Annotated in this window: 22 protein-coding genes, 1 tRNA gene and 2 pseudogenes; 13 read left to right on the top strand and 12 right to left on the bottom strand. The window is 61.9% G+C overall.

The genetic code is table 11. The features are described 5' to 3' along the window. Positions 1-13 precede the first annotated feature (13 nt). Entirely contained in the window at positions 14-814 is an 801-nt protein-coding gene (locus HB675_RS13420) for an AraC family transcriptional regulator (protein ID WP_213878806.1), read from the top strand. Here the strand turns inward: HB675_RS13420 and HB675_RS13415 are convergent, their stop codons facing one another. From HB675_RS13415 to HB675_RS13405, 3 genes are all read right to left on the bottom strand, one after another. Beyond that, the gene (locus HB675_RS13415) at positions 815-1,402 is read right to left on the bottom strand and encodes a LysE family translocator (protein WP_213878805.1); all 588 of its coding nucleotides are present in this window, start codon (positions 1,400-1,402) and stop codon (positions 815-817) included. It abuts the gene before it with no gap. Positions 1,403-1,490: 88 nt separating this feature from the next. Next, positions 1,491-1,682, bottom strand: a complete 192-nt coding sequence (locus HB675_RS13410; RefSeq protein WP_213878804.1) for a hypothetical protein — start codon at positions 1,680-1,682, stop codon at positions 1,491-1,493. A gap of 10 nt (positions 1,683-1,692) precedes the next feature. Beyond that, a complete protein-coding gene (locus HB675_RS13405; RefSeq protein WP_213878803.1) occupies positions 1,693-2,013 on the bottom strand; it encodes a hypothetical protein in 321 nt (106 codons plus the stop codon). Between the two features lie 286 nt (positions 2,014-2,299). Between HB675_RS13405 and ilvA the strand changes: the two genes are divergently transcribed. After that, the gene (ilvA, locus tag HB675_RS13400) at positions 2,300-3,841 is read left to right on the top strand and encodes a threonine ammonia-lyase, biosynthetic (protein ID WP_213878802.1); all 1,542 of its coding nucleotides are present in this window, start codon (positions 2,300-2,302) and stop codon (positions 3,839-3,841) included. 43 nt (positions 3,842-3,884) lie between these two features. On the opposite strand, the gene HB675_RS13395 is transcribed toward ilvA, so the two are convergent. Next, positions 3,885-5,237 carry a GntP family permease gene (locus tag HB675_RS13395; protein WP_213878801.1) on the bottom strand — a complete coding sequence of 451 codons (1,353 nt, stop codon included), beginning with the start codon at positions 5,235-5,237 and terminating at the stop codon, positions 3,885-3,887. Positions 5,238-5,303: 66 nt separating this feature from the next. Continuing rightward, complete coding sequence (locus HB675_RS13390) at positions 5,304-5,834, bottom strand: gluconokinase (RefSeq protein WP_213878800.1); 531 nt, start codon at positions 5,832-5,834, stop codon at positions 5,304-5,306. 211 nt (positions 5,835-6,045) lie between these two features. Here HB675_RS13390 and HB675_RS13385 point away from each other — a divergent pair, with 211 nt between their 5' ends. Next, positions 6,046-7,056: a LacI family DNA-binding transcriptional regulator gene (locus HB675_RS13385; RefSeq protein ID WP_213878799.1), complete on the top strand. Its 1,011-nt coding sequence runs from the start codon at positions 6,046-6,048 to the stop codon at positions 7,054-7,056. Between the two features lie 65 nt (positions 7,057-7,121). On the opposite strand, the gene HB675_RS13380 is transcribed toward HB675_RS13385, so the two are convergent. Further along, positions 7,122-8,207: a 3-deoxy-7-phosphoheptulonate synthase gene (locus HB675_RS13380; RefSeq protein WP_213878798.1), complete on the bottom strand. Its 1,086-nt coding sequence runs from the start codon at positions 8,205-8,207 to the stop codon at positions 7,122-7,124. Positions 8,208-8,760: 553 nt separating this feature from the next. Between HB675_RS13380 and HB675_RS13375 the strand changes: the two genes are divergently transcribed. Continuing rightward, positions 8,761-9,519 carry a carbon-nitrogen hydrolase family protein gene (locus HB675_RS13375; protein WP_213878797.1) on the top strand — a complete coding sequence of 253 codons (759 nt, stop codon included), beginning with the start codon at positions 8,761-8,763 and terminating at the stop codon, positions 9,517-9,519. A 26-nt stretch (positions 9,520-9,545) separates the two neighbouring features. Then, positions 9,546-9,980 (top strand): GNAT family N-acetyltransferase, encoded by a 435-nt coding sequence (locus tag HB675_RS13370; RefSeq protein ID WP_213878796.1) that lies wholly within the window; start codon positions 9,546-9,548, stop codon positions 9,978-9,980. A gap of 2 nt (positions 9,981-9,982) precedes the next feature. Here the strand turns inward: HB675_RS13370 and HB675_RS13365 are convergent, their stop codons facing one another. Next, positions 9,983-10,204, bottom strand: a complete 222-nt coding sequence (locus HB675_RS13365) for a DNA-binding protein (RefSeq protein WP_213878795.1) — start codon at positions 10,202-10,204, stop codon at positions 9,983-9,985. An 82-nt stretch (positions 10,205-10,286) separates the two neighbouring features. Here HB675_RS13365 and HB675_RS13360 point away from each other — a divergent pair, with 82 nt between their 5' ends. The 6 genes and pseudogenes from HB675_RS13360 to HB675_RS13335 all read left to right on the top strand — a co-directional run. Then, on the top strand, positions 10,287-10,664 hold the full coding sequence (locus HB675_RS13360) for a helix-turn-helix transcriptional regulator (protein ID WP_213878794.1): 378 nt from the start codon (positions 10,287-10,289) through the stop codon (positions 10,662-10,664). Between the two features lie 123 nt (positions 10,665-10,787). Then, positions 10,788-11,432 carry a UvrY/SirA/GacA family response regulator transcription factor gene (gene uvrY / locus HB675_RS13355; protein WP_213878793.1) on the top strand — a complete coding sequence of 215 codons (645 nt, stop codon included), beginning with the start codon at positions 10,788-10,790 and terminating at the stop codon, positions 11,430-11,432. 1 nt (position 11,433) lies between these two features. After that, positions 11,434-13,257, top strand: a complete 1,824-nt coding sequence (gene uvrC / locus HB675_RS13350; protein ID WP_213878792.1) for an excinuclease ABC subunit UvrC — start codon at positions 11,434-11,436, stop codon at positions 13,255-13,257. A gap of 32 nt (positions 13,258-13,289) precedes the next feature. After that, positions 13,290-13,850, top strand: coding sequence for a CDP-diacylglycerol--glycerol-3-phosphate 3-phosphatidyltransferase (pgsA, locus tag HB675_RS13345; protein WP_213878791.1), 561 nt, complete (start codon positions 13,290-13,292; stop codon positions 13,848-13,850). A 66-nt stretch (positions 13,851-13,916) separates the two neighbouring features. Next, positions 13,917-13,992: transfer RNA gene (locus HB675_RS13340), tRNA-Gly, on the top strand. A gap of 338 nt (positions 13,993-14,330) precedes the next feature. Beyond that, positions 14,331-15,755 (top strand): annotated as a pseudogene (locus tag HB675_RS13335) (efflux transporter outer membrane subunit); the annotation flags it as partial. A 188-nt stretch (positions 15,756-15,943) separates the two neighbouring features. On the opposite strand, the gene HB675_RS13330 reads toward HB675_RS13335, so the two are convergent. The 4 genes from HB675_RS13330 to HB675_RS13320 all read right to left on the bottom strand — a co-directional run bounded on the left by HB675_RS13330 (position 15,944) and on the right by HB675_RS13320 (position 17,449). Then, complete coding sequence (locus HB675_RS13330; RefSeq protein ID WP_213878790.1) at positions 15,944-16,315, bottom strand: transcriptional regulator; 372 nt, start codon at positions 16,313-16,315, stop codon at positions 15,944-15,946. 5 nt (positions 16,316-16,320) lie between these two features. After that, on the bottom strand, positions 16,321-16,623 hold the full coding sequence (locus HB675_RS13325) for a type II toxin-antitoxin system HigB family toxin (protein ID WP_213878789.1): 303 nt from the start codon (positions 16,621-16,623) through the stop codon (positions 16,321-16,323). Positions 16,624-16,858: 235 nt separating this feature from the next. Next, positions 16,859-17,026, bottom strand: a complete 168-nt coding sequence (locus HB675_RS25820) for a hypothetical protein (protein ID WP_256737530.1) — start codon at positions 17,024-17,026, stop codon at positions 16,859-16,861. Positions 17,027-17,062: 36 nt separating this feature from the next. Continuing rightward, complete coding sequence (locus HB675_RS13320; RefSeq protein WP_256737529.1) at positions 17,063-17,449, bottom strand: amidohydrolase family protein; 387 nt, start codon at positions 17,447-17,449, stop codon at positions 17,063-17,065. A gap of 55 nt (positions 17,450-17,504) precedes the next feature. Between HB675_RS13320 and tnpB the strand changes: the two genes are divergently transcribed. Both tnpB and HB675_RS13310 read left to right on the top strand, forming a co-directional pair. Then, complete coding sequence (tnpB, locus tag HB675_RS13315; protein ID WP_345945765.1) at positions 17,505-17,873, top strand: IS66 family insertion sequence element accessory protein TnpB; 369 nt, start codon at positions 17,505-17,507, stop codon at positions 17,871-17,873. Further along, positions 17,857-18,210 (top strand): annotated as a pseudogene (locus HB675_RS13310) (transposase); the annotation flags it as partial. The gene tnpB and the pseudogene HB675_RS13310, both read left to right, overlap by 17 nt. A gap of 20 nt (positions 18,211-18,230) precedes the next feature. Here HB675_RS13310 and HB675_RS13305 read toward each other — a convergent pair. Next, on the bottom strand, positions 18,231-19,124 hold the full coding sequence (locus HB675_RS13305; protein ID WP_213878787.1) for a serine hydrolase domain-containing protein: 894 nt from the start codon (positions 19,122-19,124) through the stop codon (positions 18,231-18,233). Positions 19,125-19,296 lie beyond the last annotated feature (172 nt).

The following is a 19,296-nucleotide window of genomic DNA, read 5'->3' as shown; positions in this document are numbered from 1 at the left end:
GCCTTCGCACAGCATGTCCCACTATTGGCGTCACCCGGCTGTCCCCCATGTCGAGATTCGCAACGTCGAGGACGGCCGCACCTTCAGCCACCAGCGCCATTCACACGCGACCTTTTCCATTGGCGCGATCATGGCGGGGCAGAGCACCTACCTCAACGGCCACGGCACCCGGCACATTTCGGCCGGCAGCGTGGTGTTGATGAATCCCGGTGTGGTGCATGCCTGCAATCCGTTGCGCGATCAGCCATGGGCCTATCGCATGTTCTACGTCGATACGATGTGGTTGGCTGCGGTGCAACGGCAGATGGGCACGAGCCCTGAAGGCGGCTTCGTACCCTTCGCCGAGCAGTACAGCACCGATCCGGACCTGTTCGCCGAGCTTGATCGGCTCTATGGCACGTTGACCGATGCCGACGCGACCCCGGCCACCCAGCAGAGCGCTGCACTGAGTTTTTTCCAGCGACTGGTCACCCGTCTGCGTCCAGTCAGCGGCTGCGCCGACAAGGACACGCACAAGCTGGCGCTGGCCGCCGAGTTCATTCGCGGGCACTGCGCCGAATCGCTGCGTGTCGAAGACATCGCCGCGCACGCGAGCCTGTCGCCGTCTTACCTCATCCGCGCCTTCAAGACCCGCTACGGCCTGACACCCCATGGTTATCTGATTGACTGCCGCTTGCAGCGGGCGCGTGAAGGCCTGCGGCGTGGCGAAGCCATTGCCGATGTGGCAGCCGAGGCCGGATTTGCTGATCAGGCCCATTTGCAGCGCCTGTTCAAGCGGACCCTCGCTGCCACGCCAGGGCAATATCGTGGCTGATCAGGCGCAGAGTAGATACAGGGCGCACATGGCCAGCATGGCGGCCATGCTGCGATTGAACCCGCGTATTGCCGATGCCTTTTTCAGCCAGGGCCGCAAGGCCTCGCCAGCCCAGGCCCAACTGGCCAGTGACAGCCCGCATATCACCAGATAGAGACCGGCAAAGACCCAGACCATGAGCAGGTCACCGTCGGCGACAAAAGCGCCCATGCCGGCCACGCACGCCAGCCATGCCTTGGGGTTGAGCCACTGCATGACCGCGCCGCCCAGCGCCGAAGGCCGGGCTTTGCTCTGTGCAGCGTTCAATTCACCGTTGTCCCAGGCCAGGCGCACCGCCAGATACAGCAGAAAGACCACCCCGGCGAGCCGAATCATCCGTGTCAGCCACGGCCATTGAAACAGCACGGCATGAAGCCCCAGACCGATCAGCACCAGTAACAGCGTGAAGCCCAGTGTGGCGCCCATCACATGGGGCAGCGCCGCGCGCCAGCCATGACGGGCCGCGCAGCTCAAGGAAACGAGGTTGACCGGGCCGGGGCTGATCGAGGACGCCAGCGCAAAGCCAGCCATGGAAAGGAGGATGCTCATAAAAACCTTCAGTGCCTGAAATGAGCACTGAAGGTAGAGGCGCAGGGCTGGCGGGTATTGAAGGAAATGACCCTGTCAGCGCGACAGGCTAGCCGCCGTCCACATCAATGTCGCCATCCACAGGCTTGTCCTTGAGGCGTTCTTGCTCGGTCGGTGGCGGTATGTCGTCCGGGGTGTACCGATTGCCCTGGGGGTCGATCGCCGGGTCATTGCGCTCGGCGTCTGCGGGGGACGGTTGGCGAGAGATATCGTCGTTCGGTGCGGGGGTGCGCTCAGTCATGATCCATTCCTCACTTGCTGCCTTCGGAACCGGTGCCGTCTTCGTCATCATCCGTGTTGTTGGCGCCGCTGTTGGGCACGGTCACATCGCCTTTGGGCGCCGCCGCTGGCGCGTTGCCCACCGAGCCATCGGTATTGCCATTGCGCTTCATGTCGTTGGTCCCGTCCGGCACCCCGACCGTATCGGGCAGCACACCCGAGGCGCCGTTGGTGCCGGTGGTGGTCGAGGTCGACGGGTTGGTCGGGCCGGTGCTGTTGTCCGCCAGCGCGGGCAGGGCCACGGCGCTCAGCAGGGTGGCCAGGGCCAAGGCAGTCAAGTGGGTCGTCTTCATGTCGAATTACTCCATTGTGAGTTTCTACTTACATAGGGCTATCGACAGCGACAAGGAGTGCCCAACATGGATGAATGGTCCGATGAACGGTACTCCTGCAATGTCTTGACACGTTTATCTCGTCACGTTAGCTTGGCGCCATGACTACCCCCGCGCAGATGACCGTCAGCATTATTATTACCGCCATTCCTTATCTGGCGGGCTAGCTGACATCTGCACCCAACCCGCCCAAGAGGCGGGTTTTTCTTCTCTGTCTCCTGGGCACAAGCGCCACCGGAGACTCGCTATGCCCACGCTGGATGCCGCCACCACCGACCTGCTCGCCACTTATGTGCGCAAGACCCTTGCGGCGCCCGTCTATGACGTTGCCATTGAGACGCCGCTGCAGGTCGCCCGCAGTCTGTCCGAGCGCCTGGGCAATCACGTGTTGCTCAAGCGTGAAGACCTGCAGCCCATTTACTCCTTCAAGATCCGTGGCGCCTACAACCGTCTGGCGCAGTTGAGCGCCGAGCAGCGGGCGCAAGGGGTGGTGACGGCCTCGGCCGGCAATCATGCTCAGGGCGTCGCGCTGGCGGCGGCGAAGCTGGGCATCGCCGCCATTATCGTGATGCCGGTGACCACCCCCACCCTGAAGATCGAAGGCGTGCGTTCACGCGGTGGCCTGGTGGTGCTGCACGGTGATGCCTTCCCTGATGCATTGGCCCATGCCCTGCATCTGGCCACCGAGGGCTACACCTTTGTCGCGCCCTTCGACGACCCGGATGTCATTGCCGGGCAGGGTACGGTGGCCATGGAGATCCTGCGTCAGCAGCCGGGCGCGCTGGACGCGATCTTCGTACCGGTAGGCGGTGGTGGTCTGATTGCCGGCATCGCGGCCTACGTCAAGTACCTGCGCCCCGAGGTGCGGGTCATCGGTGTCGAGCCCCACGATTCAAATTGTTTACAGGCGGCACTGCTGGCCGGTAAACGGGTGGTGCTGCCTCAGGTCGGCACCTTTGCCGATGGCGTGGCAGTGGCCCAGGTGGGCGCCCATTGTTTCGAGATCTGTCGCGACCACGTGGACGGTGTGATCACGGTCAGCAGTGACGAACTGTGCGCCGCGATCAAGGACATTTACGACGATACCCGCTCCATCACCGAGCCGTCGGGTGCCCTGGCGGTGGCCGGGATCAAGAAGTACGTGGCTCAGACCGGCGTGCGCGGCGAAACCCTGGTGGCCATCGACTCGGGGGCCAATGTCAATTTCGACCGCTTGCGCCACATCGCCGAGCGTGCGGAGTTGGGCGAGCAGCGCGAGGCAATCATCGCGGTGACCGTGCCGGAGCAGCCCGGCAGCTTCCAGCGCTTCTGCCAGGCGCTGGGGTCACGGCAGGTCACCGAGTTCAATTACCGTTATCACCAAGGCAGCGCCGCCAACCTGTTTGTCGGGGTGCAGACCCATCCGCTCAACGATCCTCGCCAGGCCTTGCTCGAAAGCCTGCAAGGCCAGGGTTTCGAGGTACTGGACCTGACCGACAACGAACTGGCCAAGTTGCACGTGCGCCATACCGTGGGCGGCCATGCTCCGCAGATTGGCCATGAACAGGTGCTGCGCTTCGAGTTTGCCGAGCGACCGGGGGCGTTGTTGAAGTTTCTCGAGGCATTGGGCCAGCGCTGGAACATCAGCATGTTCCATTACCGCAACCATGGGGCGGATCAGGCCCGCGTGTTGGCCGGATTCGAGGTGCCGGAGCCGGAGCGCGGGGCGTTCCTGTCGGTGGTGCAGGGGTTGGGGTATCGCTACTGGGACGAGACGAACAACCCGGCGTATCGATTGTTCATGGGGTGAAGCGTGCGACCCGGGCCGAGGCCCGGGTCGCAGGGCCCGGGCGTCAGACCACCAGCGACAGCAGCATGATCAGGATGATGCCCACCACCGACAGGATGGTTTCCATCGCTGTCCAGGTTTTCAGGGTTTCAGCCACGGTCATGTTGAAGTACTGCTTGACCAGCCAGAAGCCGGCATCGTTGACGTGGGACAGAATCACCGAGCCTGCACCCGTGGCCAGCACCAGCAGCTCACGATTCACTCCGGGGATCAGCTCGACCACCGGCGCAACGATGCCGGCACCGGTGATGGTGGCCACGGTGGCAGAACCGGTGGCGACACGAATCACCGCCGCCACCAGCCACGCCAGCAGGATCGGGTTGATCTGGGCTTGTACCGCCATGTGCCCGATGACGTTGCCGACGCCGGTGTCCACCAGCATCTGCTTGAAGCCGCCGCCGGCGCCGACAATCAGGATGATGGCGGCGGTGGGGGCGAGGCTGGAGTCCAGCAGCTTCATGATCTTCTGCCGGTCGAAGCCACGTGCCGCACCGAAGGTGTAGAAGGCCAGCAGCAAGGCAGCCAGCAGGGCAGTGATCGGGTGGCCGATCAAGTCCATCCATTGGCGGAAGATATGGTCGGCGGGCAGCACCACGTCGGCCCCGGTCTTGAGCAGCATCAGGAACACCGGCAGCAGCACGGTGATCAGGGTAATGGCAAAGCTGGGCAGGTTTTCGTGGTTGCTTTCCTTGGCAATCTGATCCATCAGCTCGGTGGACGGATTGCCGGGGATGCGCTTGGAAATCCAGTTACCGAAGATCGGACCGGCGATGATGGCCGTTGGCAACGCCACGATCAGGCCGTAGAAAATGGTCTTGCCGATGTCCGCCTTGAACACGCCGATGGCCAGCAGCGGGCCTGGGTGCGGCGGTACCAGGCCGTGGACCACCGAAAGGCCGGCGAGCAACGGGATGCCGACCTTGACCAGCGATACGCCGGAACGCCGGGCTACGATAAACACCAGCGGGATCAGCAGCACGAAACCGATCTCGAAGAACAGCGGGATGCCCACCAGAAAGGCGGAAAACATCATCGCCCAATGCACGTTCTTCACGCCGAACTTGCGAATCAGCGTCTGCGCGATCTGGTCAGCTCCGCCGGAGTCGGCCATCAGCTTGCCGAGCATGGTGCCCAGGGCCAGAACGATACCGACGAAGCCTAGCACACCCCCGAAGCCGTCCTGGAAGGACTTCATGACCTTGGCCACCGGCATGCCCGAGGTCAGCCCGAGAAAACCCGCGGCCAGGGTCAATGCCACAAAGGGGTGGACCTTGAATCGGGTGATGAGCAGGATCAGGCCGATGATGGTGACCAGTGCATCGCAGAGCAGGAAGGTGTCGTTGGATAATCCCAGCATGTGTGGTTGCCCCTTGGTGTTGTCGTTGTTGTTTTATGCGCAGGTAGCGCTGTCTCTGAGGGCGCGTCAGACCCGGGTCGGCGCGCCGTGCTCGACCAGCCAGCGATCAACCTGGAGGGCCAGGTCGTCGATCGTATCGGTCGCGTCCACGGTCAGCGTGCGGTCTTCGCCGGTGGGTGACTGCAGCGTGGCGAACTGACTGTCGATCAGACTCGCCGGCATGAAATGGCCGGGACGGTGGGACACACGCTCCGCCGCTTCTTCACGGGACAGTTCGAGAAAGACGAAACCCAGGTCCGGCACTGCTGCGCGCAGCTTGTCGCGGTAGGCGCGCTTGAGAGCCGAGCAGGTCAGGACTGCACGCTCGCCGTCATTCAGGCAGTCGTTGAGTTCCTCGCCCAGGCGGGTCAGCCAGCCGGCGCGGTCATCATCGTTGAGGGGGATGCCAGCACTCATCTTCTTGATGTTGGCTTCTGGGTGGAAGACGTCGCCTTCGATCAGGCGGCCACCGCTGTGTTTGACGATGGCGGCACCGACGCTGCTTTTGCCGCAGCCGGAAACACCCATGACAACCAGGGCAGTAAGGGGGGAAACCATCGCTATCTCCTGCAAGCTGACAACGCATGAAACAGCCTTCTGGGCTGCCTACATCGGTGCGACCTGCTCTTATTGATCTTGTCCGCACGATTTAGTGCGGTGTCCGTAGCCGGATGTGCAACAAATCAGAGAAATTCCCCGTTGCCCTGTTTCCGAGACAGCGCTACCTTAATACCCGGTTTCCCCCCTTGCAAGCAGAACAACAATAACCATGAATCGAATCGGTACACGCACCACCGGCCGACCTACGCTTTCCGAAGTCGCCCGCCTTTCCGGGGTCTCCCCGATCACTGCCTCGCGTGCCTTGCGCGGGGTCAGCACGGTCGCGCCGGAGCTGGTGCGCAAGGTCGTCGAGGCTGCCAACCAGTTGGGCTATGTGGCCAATCCGGCGGCCCGAGCGCTGGCGTCGGCGCAGAGCCAGTCGATCGTGGTGTTGATCCCCTCCCTGTCCAACCAACTGTTCATCGACACCCTTGAAGCCATCCATGCGGTCATGCATCCGCGCGGTCTGGAAGTGCTGATCGGCAACTTCCACTATGACGTCGACGAAGAAGAAAAACTGATCCGCAACTACCTGGCCTACCAACCCCGGGGCATCCTGCTGACCGGGTTTGACCGCACCGACGCGTCGCGGCGCCTGCTGGCGGCCAGCCAGGTGCCTTGTGTGCACATGATGGAGCTGGCGGATACCGGGCCTTGTGTGGGCTTTTCCCAGGAGCACGCCGGTGTGGTGGCGGCCCACAACCTGTTGGGGCGGGGGCGTCGGCGCCTGGCCTATGTCGCCGCGCAGATGGACCCACGGGTGATGCAGCGTGCCGAGGGCTTTCGTCGCGCGCTGCGCGAGGCCGGTGTGTACGACCCCGATCTGGAAATCATGACGCCGCAGCCATCGTCCATCGGCCTGGGCAGCGATTTGTTCCGGGCGTTGATGCACGCGCACCCGGACGTGGACGGGATCTTTTTCTGCAACGACGACTTGGGGCACGGCGCTATCTATGAAGCGCAGCGCCAGGGGCTCAAGGTGCCGGAGCAGGTGGCCATGGTCGGCTTCAACGATCTGCCGGCCTCGGCCCATACGGTGCCGCGCCTGACCTCGATCCGCACCCCGCGCGCGGCGATCGGTCGAGCGGCAGCGCAGATGTTGCTCGAGCGCCTGGATGGCAAGACCAGCGGCGTGCAGTCCCGCGACCTGGGGTTCGAACTGGTGGTGCGGGAAAGCTGAGGGGCGCCGATCTTCCACGCTTGCAGGCGTGCGCCGGGCTGGCGCACGCCTGCTAGCGATACGCCTTAGATGGCGCGGGCCGACGGGTTGCGCTGCATCCGCCGCGCGGCCTCGCGCAACAGCTGTTCGGTGCTGTCCCAGCCCAGGCAGCCGTCGGTCACCGACACGCCGTAGCGCAGGTTCGGGCCTGGTGCCTGGCAGCCGTCGAACAAGTGGCCTTCGATCATCATGCCGATCAGCGAACGATCACCTTCCAGGCGCTGGTTCAACACATCCTCGAACACGTGTGGCTGACGGCTGGGGTCCTTGCCGCTATTGGCGTGGCTGCAATCGACCATGATCCGCGCCGGGATGGCCGCGCGACCCAGGGCATGGTGCACCTTGGCGATACTCTGGCGATCGTGGTTCGGGCCATGGTGGCCGCCGCGCAGCACCAAATGGGTGTCCGGGTTGCCGGCGGTCTCGATGATCGCCGGGTGCCCCTGCGGGTCGATGCCGAAGTGACGGTGGCCGTGGGCTGCGCTGCGCATGGCATCACAGGCGACGCCGACGCCACCGTCGGTGCCGTTCTTGAACCCCACGGGCATGCCCAGGCCGCTGGCCATCTCGCGATGGATCTGCGATTCAGTGGTGCGCGCGCCAATGGCGACCCAGCTCAGCAGGTCATCGAAGTAGCCGGCTGCCATGGGTTGCAGCAGTTCGCTTGCAATGGGCAGGCCCAGGCCGAGCATCGCCAGCATCAGCTCGCGGCACAGGGTCAGGCCGCCGACCATGTCGTCGCTGCCATCCAGGCGGGGATCGTAGGCCAGGCCTTTCCATCCGACTGTGGTGCGCGGCTTCTCGACGTAGGCGCGCATTACCAGCAGCATCTCGCCGCTGACTTCCTGGGCCAGGCGGGCGAGGCGGGCGGCGTATTCGAGCGCGGACTTTGCATCGTGCAGCGAGCAGGGCCCGACGATCACTAGCAGTCGTGGGTCGTGGCCATCGAGAATGGCGCGAACCGCCTGACGGTGGGTATTGACCTGGGTGCCCAGAGCGCAGGAAAGGGGCAGTTGTTGCTTGAGCGCGAGGGCGCTGGGCAAGCGCTGGCTGACCAAGGCGTTGGCGGCGAGCGTCAGATTGCGAGGCAGAGCGGGGGTTGCAGTCTTCATGATCAGTTTCCTGGCCGGCGGCGGGAGGCTCCCGCGGCGCAGCCTATCGAGGTGTTCGACAAATGGCGGGTTGATGGATTGCGGGCAGGGACTGTTCACAGGTGCCAGGCTGTCCCGCGCGCAGGCCGCTAAATCGATCGCTGCGGTAGGTGTCGTAACGGTAATCAGTGGCGTAGTTCATGGGTGGATGCTCTGGATAGGTGATGTGAAGCCTGAAAAAACAAAACCCCCGGTCGGGAGGCCGACCGGGGGTTGAGAATTCTCTGGCTGGCGACCCGTTTACGTGGGCGCCAGAAGGGTATCGGGCGCGCTAGTGGCTGAACCAATACCCAAAATAATAAGCACGTGCGCAGGTTTCACGCACAGCCACGACCGCGAGCGAGCGACGAGCGCTGGCGCAGTGCAAAGCAGTCTGTGGGTGAGGGGCAAGCATGAGTGTTGTCTCCGAAAGATGAGCGAGCTTACTGCAGGCCAGCCACGGCTTTCAACGACAATTTCAAACAAGATGATTCTATGAAAGGATGAACACCCCCTTCGATCTTCGAGCACCGATATGTCCACGCTGACCCTTGCTGCTGCCCAATTGTGCTGTGTGGCCGGTGATCTGGAGGCCAATCTGCAGCGTCATCTTCAGTTCATGGAGGTTGCGGCACGCCATGAAGTCGGTTTTCTGTTGTTTCCCGAGCTTTCCCTGACCGGTTACGAACCGCAATGGGCGCATGAGCTGGCGCTGACGTCCGAGAGCCCGGTACTGGCGCCGTTACGGCGGGCTGCAGAGCAGTGGCGCATGACCACGGTAGTCGGCCTGCCGGTGCGGTTGCCCGGCAATGACGAGGTGCTGATCGGCGCGCTGGTGTTGGGTGCCGAGGGGCAGGTGGCGCTCTACACCAAGCAGCACCTGCACCCTGGCGAAGAGCGAGTGTTCACGCCGGGGCAGGGCGGTGCGCAGATCCGTCTGAATGAGCAGTCGATCGCGCTCGCCGTGTGCGCCGATTTCGCTCGCCCCGAGCACGTCGAGCATGCGGCGGCAACAGGCGCCACGCTCTACGCTGCCAGTGCCCTGATCAGCGAAAATGGCTACGCTCATGACAGTGACCTGCTGCAGCGCTACGCGCGTGAACAGCACCTGACGGTACTTATGGCCAACCACGGCGGCGTCTCGGGAGGCTGGGCCTGTGCCGGTCGCAGCGCGATCTGGGCGGCCGGGGGGGCGCAAGTCGTCGCGGCGCCAGGCCCAGGCGATTGCCTGGTGCTGGCGCAGGGGGCAGGTCGGGATTGGCAGGGGTGGGTTGTGCTCCTGCAGGGCGAATGAACCCGGCGAACAACAGAGATCAACCCATGGACATCAGGCTTGTCCCGGCGACCGCTTCGGACCTCGCGCCAGCCCGCGCCCTGGCCCGGCGCGGCATGTTGCCTTATTACATGGCCTACGATCTGGTCTGGCTGGATCAAGCCTTCGACGAGACGTGGCAGTGGCGCGAACAACGGGTGATCTTCGACGACAGCCGATGGCTGGGGTTCATCAGCCTGAGCGCCGACCGGCGTGCGCTGTACGTGCGCGAATTGCACCTGCTGGAGTCCGCGCGAGGGCAGGGCATAGGTGCGCAGGTGCTGAAGCTGGCAGCGGACATCGCCCGGGAACGGCGCTTGCCGCTGGTGCGCCTGACCGTCTTCAAGAGTAATCGGGCGCGGCGGCTATATGAGCGGGTGGGCTTCGCCAAGGTGGGTGAGGATGACTGCTTCTATCGCATGGAATGGCGTACACCTGCCTGATCTCAACGCTGCGTCTGGTCGAGGTCCGGCGCCGTCATGCCCGACTTCATCCCCAGCAGTACCGCGACTTTATGGGCTTCGCCACGACGGCCCTTTTTGCGCCCGGAAAGTACCTGGTAGGTGGTCGCGGGATCGACGCCATGTTCCCTCGCAAACTCTTGAACCGATTTCCCCTGTTGATCAAGCCAGGCCTTGGCTTGTGCGGCAGTCCGTATACCGTGCATAGTTCAAATCCGTTTAAAAAAGTGTAATACGCGTTCGTGTAGTTCACCCATTCGGGTGGTTGATAAGGGATTATACATTCAAATGACTGGAATTGGTCCGCGCCTGCGGGAAGAGCGTGAGCGGTTGTGTATGACACAGAAGGTCTTCGGGCTGATCGGTGGCGTCGAACCCAACGCTCAAGGCAAATATGAAAGTGGCGAGCGCACACCCAAGGCCGACTACCTGGCGAATGTCGCCTGTCACGGGGTCGACGTACTGTATGTCCTCACCGGCCAGCGCATACCCATGCCGTTGGAGCAGTTGAGCAACGCTGAAGAAAACGTCCTGGGCAGCTACCGCGTGTTGCCTAGAGAGGGGCAGGAGGCCTTGCATCATATGGCCTTGAGCCTGGCCGAGATGTCTGCCAACTATGCTAGCAAGGCCCCGGGCAAGACCAAGCCGGGCACCTCTGATGCTTGAACAGCGGGTCGGGGGCCTGGCAAGTGACGCGAACCGGCAGCAGCCCGGCGCTTTGCGTTAGGTTCACGGCGTCAAGTTTGCTAAGGTGGCCGCTATTCGAAAATAGTAACGTGGGGTGTCTGCTTGATTAGGGTCCTGGTAGTCGACGATCATGATCTGGTTCGCACTGGCATCACGCGCATGCTGGCGGACGTCGACGGGCTGCAGGTCATCGGCCAGGCGGACTCGGGCGAGCAGGCACTGACCTGTGCCCGTGAGCTGGCACCCGACGTGATCCTCATGGACGTCAAGATGCCCGGTATCGGCGGCCTTGAAGCCACCCGAAAGTTGCAACGCAGCCATCCGGACATCAAGGTGGTCGCCGTAACGGTCTGCGAGGAGGACCCGTTCCCCACGCGCCTGTTGCAGGCGGGCGCCGCCGGGTATCTGACCAAAGGCGCCGCGCTCGACGAAATGATTCAGGCTATCCGGCTGGTGTTCGCCGGCCAGCGCTACATCAGTCCGCAGATTGCCCAGCAGCTCGCGCTGAAGTCCTTCCAGCCGCAGACCACCCAATCACCCTTCGATCTGCTGTCCGAACGAGAAATCCAGATCGCCCTGATGATCGTCGGCTGCCAGAAAGTCCAGACCATCTCCGACAAGCTGTGTCTGTCGCCCAAAACCGTGAATACCTACCGCTACCGCATCTTTGAAAAGTTGGCGATCACTAGCGACGTGGAATTGACTTTGTTGGCGGTGCGACACGGCATGGTCGATGCCAGCGCCTGACATGACCGTTATCTTTGACCCCAGTGCCTTTCTTTCTACCTGCAGCGGCCGCCCCGGCGTGTACCGCATGTTCGATGCCGACGCGCGCCTGCTGTATGTCGGCAAGGCCAAGAACCTCAAGAAGCGGTTGGCCAGCTATTTTCGCAAGGCGGGCCTGGCGCCCAAGACTGCCGCGCTGGTGGGTCGCATCGCGCAGGTGGAAACCACCATCACCGCCAACGAGACCGAAGCCCTGCTGCTCGAGCAGACGCTGATCAAGGAATGGCGGCCGCCGTACAACATCCTCCTGCGCGACGACAAATCCTATCCCTATGTCTACCTGTCGGACGCTGAATTTCCTAGGTTGAGCATTCACCGCGGGGCGAAGAAGGGCAAGGGTCGCTACTTCGGGCCTTACCCCAGCGCGGGTGCCATCCGTGAAAGTCTGAGCCTGTTGCAGAAAACCTTCCTGGTCCGCCAGTGTGAAGACAGTTTCTACAAGAATCGCACCCGGCCCTGCCTGCAGTACCAGATCAAGCGCTGCAAGGCCCCTTGTGTCGGGCTGGTAGAGCCTGCCGAGTACGCACAAGACATACGCCATTCGGTGATGTTCCTTGAAGGGCGCAGCAACCAGCTGACCGACGAATTGTCGGCCAGTATGGAAAAGGCCGCGATGAACCTGGAGTTTGAAACCGCCGCCCAACTGCGCGATCAGGTCGGCTTGCTGCGACGGGTCCAGGATCAGCAGAGCATGGAAGGCGGCAATGGCGACGTCGATGTCGTCGCCGCCTTCATTAACCCTGGCGGCGCCTGCGTGCATTTGATCAGCGTGCGAGGCGGGCGGGTGCTGGGCAGCAAGAACTTCTTCCCTCAGGTCGGTATCGAGGAAGAGGTGGCCGAAGTCATGTCGGCATTCCTCGCCCAGTATTACTTGACCAGCTCCGAGCGCGACCTGCCCAGCGAACTGATCGTCAACGTGGTGCACGAGGATTTCGACGCCCTGGTGGCCGCCATCGACAGTTTGCGTGGTCGCGAGTTGACCATCAGCCACCGCGTCCGCGGCACCCGCGCCCGTTGGCAGCAACTGGCGGTGACCAATGCCGAGTCGGCGCTGGGGGCTCGTCTGGCTAACCGCCAGCACGTGGCCGCGCGGTTCGAAGCCTTGGCCGAAGTACTCAACCTCGACGAACCACCGCAGCGCCTGGAGTGCTACGACATCAGCCACTCCAGCGGTGAAGCCACGGTGGCCTCGTGCGTGGTGTTCGGGCCCGAAGGCCCGATCAAGGCCGACTACCGTCGTTACAATATCGAAGGTGTCACGGCGGGCGACGACTATGCCGCCATGCACCAGGCGCTGACCCGACGTTTCTCGAAGATCAAGGACGGCGAGGGCAAACTGCCCGACGTGCTGTTGGTGGACGGCGGCAAGGGCCAGTTGAACATGGCCCGTGACGTGCTCGACGAATTGGCAGTGCCCGACCTGATCCTGCTGGGCGTCGCCAAGGGCACTACCCGCAAGGCCGGTTTCGAAACCTTGTACCTCAATGACGTGAGCAACGAATTCACCCTCAAGGGCGACTCGCCGGCATTGCACCTCATTCAACAGATCCGCGACGAGGCCCACCGATTTGCCATCACCGGGCACCGGGCTCGCCGCGGCAAGACTCGCCGCACCTCGACACTGGAAGGTGTCGCCGGCGTAGGCCCCAAGCGTCGTCGCGAACTGCTCAAGCATTTCGGCGGCCTTCAGGAATTGGGGCGGGCCAGCGTCGAGGAAATCGCGAAGGCGCCAGGAATCAGTAAAAAGCTTGCCGAGTCGATTTATGCAACTCTGCACAGCGAGTAGAATGCCCACTCACCTTGCCGCCAGTTGTGCCGATGAATATCCCGAACCTGATTACCGTGCTGCGCGTTGTACTGATTCCGATCTTCATCCTGTTGTTCTACCTTCCATACCATTGGGCCTACATGGCGGCCAGTGCGGTATTCGCGTTCGCGGCAGCCACCGACTGGCTTGATGGCTACCTGGCCCGCCGCCTGGAGCAGAGCACCCCCTTTGGTGCCTTCCTTGACCCGGTGGCCGACAAGTTGATGGTCGCCGTCGCCCTGGTTCTGCTGGTACAGGAACATGCCAACGTCTGGCTGACCCTGCCGGCGGCTGTCATCATTGGCCGGGAAATTGTCATCTCTGCCCTGCGCGAATGGATGGCCGAACTCGGTGCGCGCGCGCAAGTGGCCGTGTCCAACCTGGGCAAGTGGAAAACCGCCGCCCAGATGCTCGCGCTGATCATCCTGCTGGCCAATCCGTCCACGGCCACCTTCTGGGTATTTACCGGCTACATCCTGCTGCTGATCGCCGCCGGCCTGACCCTTTGGTCCATGGTGCAGTACTTGCGCGCTGCCTGGCCGCACCTGCGCACCGACGCTAAAAAGAAATAAACTATTTTTGAATCAAGGGGTTGACTGGCGTTGCCGTTTAGATAGAATGGCGCCCGTCAACACGATGCGGGAATAGCTCAGTTGGTAGAGCACGACCTTGCCAAGGTCGGGGTCGCGAGTTCGAGTCTCGTTTCCCGCTCCAAATTATGGCTTGCAGAGTTCTATGGAAGTCTGCAAGTCATTGAAAACAGGACCTTCGGGTCCTTTTTTCGTTTCAGCGAAATCTGCTGAAAACCACCGCCAGTCAGTCTTTTTAAGTCCATTTTTGAGTCCAGAGTAAAAACGGCGGGCTTCGGATCGGTTTCTTGCTGGAGGAGCGCACGCGGCGAGTGCCAAAGCACGCTGTCTGGGGATTCCATGACCATCCGGACACCGATTCCACGGCCATCCGGACACTTTCAGGCAGGCAGCAACGCAGGACTATTCACTACTATCGACCTCTTTTTTCGAAGCGTAGAGGTCGTCGTGGAGCGTTTATCCATGCGTAAAATCCGAGAGGTACTACGCCTAAAGTTCGACGCCGGCCTGTCCGTGCGCAAGATCGCCGCCAGCTTATCCATCGGCCCTTCGAGTGCAGGGGATTACCTTTGCCGGTTCGCCGCCAGTGGGCTTCAATGGCCCATCGATATTTCTGACGCGGAGTTGAATCGACGGCTGTTTCCACCGGCAGTGCCGGTGCCGACCGACCAGCGCCCAATGCCTGACTGGGCGTGGGTACACGCCGAGTTGCGCCGCCCCGGCGTCACTCTGGCCTTGCTCTGGCAGGAATATCGACTCGCTTACCCGCAAGGCTTCCAGTACAGCTGGTTCTGCGAGCACTACCGCCTTTGGGCCGCCAAGGTCGACGTGGTCATGCGCCAGGAGCATCGTGCTGGCGAAAAGCTGCTCGTTGATTACGCCGGGCAAACAGCGCCGGTCATCGACCGGCAAACCGGCGAGATCCGCCAGGCGCAGATCTTTGTCGCCGTTCTCGGCGCGTCCAGCTATGAGCTGGACCTGTTCGGCCGTGTCCACAACCTCGGCACCGAGGCCCTGGAGACCTACCTGTCCACCGTGGAGACCCGGCGCAGCACCCAGATCACCCTTGTCTCAGAAGTGGCCAGCGACTGGCTGACCTTGGGCGCCGACCAGCGCCTGCTGGCACTGGCTCGGCAGACCGAGGACAGCCAGCAGCACACCTACGATCTGGTCCAGCAAGTGCACGCGCTGGGCGGCACCGACGGCCTGGAGCTGGCCGAGGCGCAGGCCAGCCTGCAATCGGCGCGAAACGATGTGGCGGTGTACCTCACCGAAGCCAGGCAGGCCCGCGATGCGCTGGAACTGGTGGTCGGTGTTCAGGTGGCGCCCGGTGACCTGCCCGACGCACAGGTCGATCCCGTATCCAGCCTGCGTGACCTGCCGGCCGGGGTGCCATCCACGGTGTTGGAGCAACGTCCGGATGTGCTCTCGGCCGAGCATTCGCTCAAAGCCACCTACGCTGATATCGGCGCGGCGCGGGCCAACTTCTTTCCGCGCATCAGCCTGACGGCCGCCCTGGGCACGGAAAGCTCGGCGCTGTCCGGCCTGTTTGGCGGGGACAGCCGCGCCTGGTCGTTTTCACCCAGCGTGACCTTGCCAATTTTCGACGCGGGCGCCAACCGCGCCACCCTGGAGGCGTCCAAGGCCAGCCGCGACATCGCGGTGGCCACCTATGAAAAGACCCTGCAGGCCGCCTTCAGTGAAGTGGCCGACAGCCTCGCGGTGCGTGCCACGATCGCTGAGCGCCTGGATGCTCAGACCCAGACCGTGGCCGCCGACCAGCGGGCCTACGACCTGTCCATGGTGTTGTACCGCCAAGGCGGCGACAGCTTGCTCGACACCCTGACTGAACAGCGCCTGCTCTACGCGGCGCAGCAGTCCCTGGTGGGCGAACGGGTGATCATGAACTGACAACCAGCGGAGCTTGGCCAGCTTTTCTGAAGTGGGCAAATGTGCGTCGTAGTCCATCACGCCTGCAGCTATCAAACTGCAGGCGCAGCCTCAGGTACCAAACGAACCTCTACCCGTTGGCCCAACGCGCGAGCCGCGCTGGCCGAAGCCATCCAGTTGATTGCTCAAGCCAGCTTCGCCGCCCGAATCAAACTCTCCGCCGATATCCCGAACATCTCATGCAACCGCCGAATCATCGGAAGCGTCAGCGCCCGGGTTCCATTCAATACCTCATACACCCGATTCTGCCGCCCAATCGCCGGTACCAGGTCGGCCGCCGACAACCCCGACTGTTCCATCCGAAAGCGAATCGCCTCGATCGGGTCCGGCAGATCTACCGGATACTGCTTCGCCTCATAGGCCTCGATCAGCGTAATCATGACTTCGAAGTAATCACCCTCAAGGCTACCGGGCTCAGGCTCATTGTCGAAGAGAGGAGACACGGCCTTGAGTGCTGCCTCGTACTCTTGTTCTGTGTGAATCGGACGAATATTCATGTCTGTCACTCCATCTCCACGGTGTCGACGTCGATGGCGTCGTATTGCCTGTGTGTGCCGATAAATTTGATATACACCGCGCCGAATCGGTAGGCCACTGCGACCACCACGCGGTAGTCGTTACCCTTGATATTGAACACGACCCGGCGGCTCTTGAGGATGCTCGCATTCCGGTATTTTGCCTTGATGTCACCCGGTAGAGTCCAGCGCGCTTTCTTGGTTTCGTCGATCCAGGATAGCAGCGGTTGCTCGGCGTCAGGGTGGATTTCCCAAAAGGCTTTCAGGTGGCTGGTGGCAATTATTTTCATGTGCGCATGCTAGTCCCAAGCTGGGACTTGTGCAAGGATTCGGGGCGTCCTCAGTCGCTTCCAAATGTTGCGGTCGCCAGCGCTGAGGCGCTTAGCCAAAGAGATCGTCTATTGCAGGCTTGAAGGTTTCCACCGGCTCAATCAACTCGGATCCGTCATAGCGGACGTTACCCACGTTTGGGGCCATGTGTGTGCCCTTCGATCTTGAGGAGGGCGATCACGTGGTGTCGGTCAGCTACTTCGACAAGGCGCTGACGTTTTCCATCTGACCGGGAGAAAGGCGGCCTTCCACCCCGTCGGTAAAGTTGAACAGCTGCCGTGGCGTATGCCACAGCACCTGCTCGCGTTGCCTATCATCGGGCAGCAGTTGCTCGACCAGGGTCAGCAAGCTGCCGATATCCATGCGCTCGGTGGCCCGCAGGAACGGCCAATCCGAGCCTCACATGCAGTGCTGTGCACCGAAGGCTTCGAGCAGTGCGGCCAGGTACGGCTGGCCATCGGCGTAGGGGTAGGGCTGGTGCGAGAACTTCGACAGGCCCGACAGCTTGACGTAGGTCCGGTCTTGCCCGGCCAGCGCCAGCAGCGCTTGAAACGCCGGTTGGCGCAGGCCGGCGCTGACATCGGGGCGCCCGCTGTGGTCGATCAGCAGGCGCGTGGTGGTGCGTTCAAGCAGTGGCACGAGGTCGGGCAACTGGTCGTCCATTACCTGGACCTGCGCCAACAGGTCCAGTTCGGCCAGGCGCCCCATCAAGCCATCGATCTCGGTAAAGCGCGCGGTGCCGACTGCCGGCTTTCGTTCCGGTAAAAACAGGACCAAGGCGAGCAACAGAAGAGATGGTGATCATCTCCCTGCCTCTGGGCGATAAATCTATCACCGTAAAATGGCCAGCCTCGGATCCGGACGGCTGTGCGTGTTTTATTCGTGGCCTGGCCCAATGATTCGCGTCGATGCCATCTGGCTCGCCACCGAGCCTATGGACATGCGCGCCGGCACTGAGACTGCGTTGGCCCGAGTGGTCGCGTTGTTCGGTGCGGCGAAGCCGCACTGCGCTTACCTCTTCGCCAACCGCCGGGCGAACCGCATGAAAGTCCTGGTGCACGACGGCGTCGGTATCTGGCTGGCGGCACGCCGCTTGAACCCAGGTAAGTTTCATTGGCCAGGCGTCCATCGTGGGACGGAAGTCGAACTCGACCCCGAACAACTCCAGGCGCTGGTACTGGGATTACCTTGGGTTGTTGGCTCAGCGTGAACTTGTGCCCGAGGGTTCGGCCACGGCCAAGGCTCTGGATGACAGCCTCAAACGCTGGGTAGCGCTGACGCGCTACCTGGAAGAGGGTGCTGTGCCCATCGACAACAATCAGATCGAGAACTTGATCCGGCCGTGGGCGCTCGGGCGTTCAAATTGGTTGTTTGCTGGGTCGCTGCGCAGCGGCGAGCGGGCGGCAGCAATCATGAGCCTGATCCAGTCGGCGCGTATGAATGGTCATGATCCGTATGTTTACCTCAAGGATGTGCTGACGCGGCTGCCGACGCAGCGGGCCAGCGAGATCGGCCAACTGCTGCCGCATCAATGGACACCTGCCTGAATCACGTAGCTCTAGTGCGGTCATCGCTCTTTACAAGTTCCGACAGCGGCTAAAAGCCGCTCCAAGACCTGCGCTTCAACACCCCCTTCATCGCTGCCCTCCCTGAACGCAGAGCAAGTCGCCGCATTATTGCCACTTGAATAATGAAATACTGCGATTAGGCCGCCTGGCCCGACTCCTGTGTGCCCAACAAGCCTATGCCCACTTTTAGTTCCGCCGATCATCAAGCCCAGCCCATAGCCCGGACTGGCCCAAGGCCTTCCTTGCATTGGCCCTCCGAGCACAATTGCATCATGCATTTCATGCAGCAATGAAGAAGGAAGAAGCTTCCCGGTCAGCAGCTTGTTCAGCAACATAGTCGCCTCTGAGAGTGGGCCTACCAGCAAACCATGATAGACCCAGCCAGGGTGGTATGACTCAATGGCTCCCAGATATACCTCATCCAGATCTTCTTGCTTTTTTGCGAGCCGAGTATGTGTCAAACCGAGGGGCGACAGCACACGTTGGGTCAGTGCAGTTTCTAGACTTACCCCCGTAACTCTCTCGATCAGTCTGGCAACAAGCATGTAGCCTACGTTGGAGTATCGCCAGCCAGCCCCTGGTGCGTAACGTAATCTGGCACCGTCAAGACGTTGCATCATTTCATCTGCTGACCACGGCGCCTGGCCCTCGGCAACAGCCGCGTAGTAATCCTCCAGCTCTGAGTAGTCCGCAAGTCCGGCTTGGTGTTTGAGCAGTTGCCGAAGAGTGAACTTGCCTTCTTGGACATGATCGTCAAGCTGGATCAATCCGTCACGCACAAGAGAAAGCGCCGCCGCCGCTAACACTGTCTTGGTAAAGCTCCACCAAGGGACAACCACTTGTGATTGCTCCGTAGGCAACTGTTTACCGTTCAATATTGTGGAACAAAGCATCCTTAAACTTCCTTGTAGGGCGAAGGCTTGAAACCAGCGAAGGCTTCGGCAGAAAAGAGCATTGACTATTACAGGGTACAGTGACCGTGCAGACTTGCGCAGGGATCAATCGCAGATTGCTTCCATTTTACGGTAGCTACATGCGTCCTCACAGCGAACACTCGAAAAGATC

This window comes from Pseudomonas sp. dw_358 (genome assembly GCF_018449655.1).
Taxonomy (GTDB): domain Bacteria; phylum Pseudomonadota; class Gammaproteobacteria; order Pseudomonadales; family Pseudomonadaceae; genus Aquipseudomonas.
This window is presented reverse-complemented; position numbering and strand designations above follow the sequence as displayed.